Below are 1,315 nucleotides of genomic sequence, written 5' to 3' on the forward strand. Positions count from 1 at the left end.
TGTGGTCCAGGGAGTTGCCCAGGCCGTCGGGGCCCAGGGCGAGCTGCGCGGGCCAGGCGATCTTCTTGTCCGCGACCATGACCGGGCCCGGCTCCAGCCGGTCGATGCACTGCTCGATGATCCGCAGCGACTGCCGCATCTCCTCAAGGCGCAGCAGGAAGCGGCCGAAGGAGTCGCAGGTGTCGGTGGTGGGGACCTCGAAGTCGAAGGTCTCGTAGCCGCAGTAGGGGTCGGACTTGCGCAGGTCGTGGGGCAGGCCCGCGGAGCGCAGGATCGGCCCGGTGGCGCCCAGGGCGAGGGCGCCGGCCAGGTCGAGGTAGCCGATGTCCTTCAGCCGCGCCTTGAAGACGGGGTTGCCGGTGCACAGCTGGTCGTACTCGTTGAGGTTCTTGCGCATGGTGCGGACGAACTCGCGCAGCGCGTCCACGGCCCCCGGCGGCAGGTCCTGGGCGAGCCCGCCGGGGCGGATGTAGGCGTGGTTCATCCGCAGGCCGGTGATCAGCTCGAAGATGTCCAGGCACAGCTCGCGGTCGCGGAAGCCGAAGATCATGACGGTGGTGGCGCCCAGCTCCATGCCGCCGGTGGCGATGGCCACCAGGTGGGAGGAGAGACGGTTCACCTCCATCAGCAGAACGCGGATGAGGCTGGCGCGGTCGGGGATGTCCTCGGTGATGCCCAGGAGCTTCTCCACGCCCAGGCAGTACGCCGTCTCGTTGAAGAAGGGCGTGAGGTAGTCCATGCGCGTCACGAAGGTGGTGCCCTGGGTCCAGGTCCGGAATTCGAGGTTCTTCTCGATGCCGGTGTGCAGGTACCCGATGCCGGCGCGGGCCTCGGTGACCGTCTCGCCGTCGATCTCCAGGATCAGCCGCAGCACGCCGTGCGTGGAGGGGTGCTGCGGGCCCATGTTGACGATGATCCGCTCGTCGTCGGCGCGGTCGGCGACCTCCTGGGCGAGCGCGTCCCAGTCCCCGCCGGTGACGGTGTAGACGGTGCCTTCGGTGGTTTCCCTGGCCCCCGCGGGCCGGGTCGCGTGTGTGGTCATCAGCTGTACGACCTCCGCTGGTCGGGAGCCGGGATCTGGGCGCCCTTGTACTCGACGGGGATACCGCCGAGCGGGTAGTCCTTGCGCTGGGGGTGGCCCTGCCAGTCGTCGGGCATCATGATCCGCGTCAGCGCGGGGTGGCCGTCGAAGATCAGGCCGAAGAAGTCGTACGCCTCGCGCTCGTGCCAGTCGTTGGTCGGGTACGTCTCGACGACCGAGGGCAGGTGCGGGTCGGCGTCGGGGACGCTGACCTCCAGGCGGATCAGCCGCCCG

At 69.4% G+C, this 1,315-nt stretch carries 2 protein-coding genes; both read right to left on the reverse strand.

The window, feature by feature from the left end; all coding sequences use genetic code 11:
• Positions 1 to 1,045 (reverse strand): NADH-quinone oxidoreductase subunit D (locus D7231_RS34860; protein WP_422396792.1); only part of this gene is annotated, 1,045 nt, incomplete at its 3' end.
• Positions 1,042 to 1,315, reverse strand: a 274-nt coding sequence (locus tag D7231_RS34865; protein ID WP_199739530.1) for an NADH-quinone oxidoreductase subunit C, incomplete at its 5' end; no start/stop codon positions are given. The genes D7231_RS34865 and D7231_RS34860, both read right to left, overlap by 4 nt.

This window comes from Streptomyces klenkii, assembly GCF_003626645.1.
GTDB lineage: Bacteria > Actinomycetota > Actinomycetes > Streptomycetales > Streptomycetaceae > Streptomyces > Streptomyces klenkii.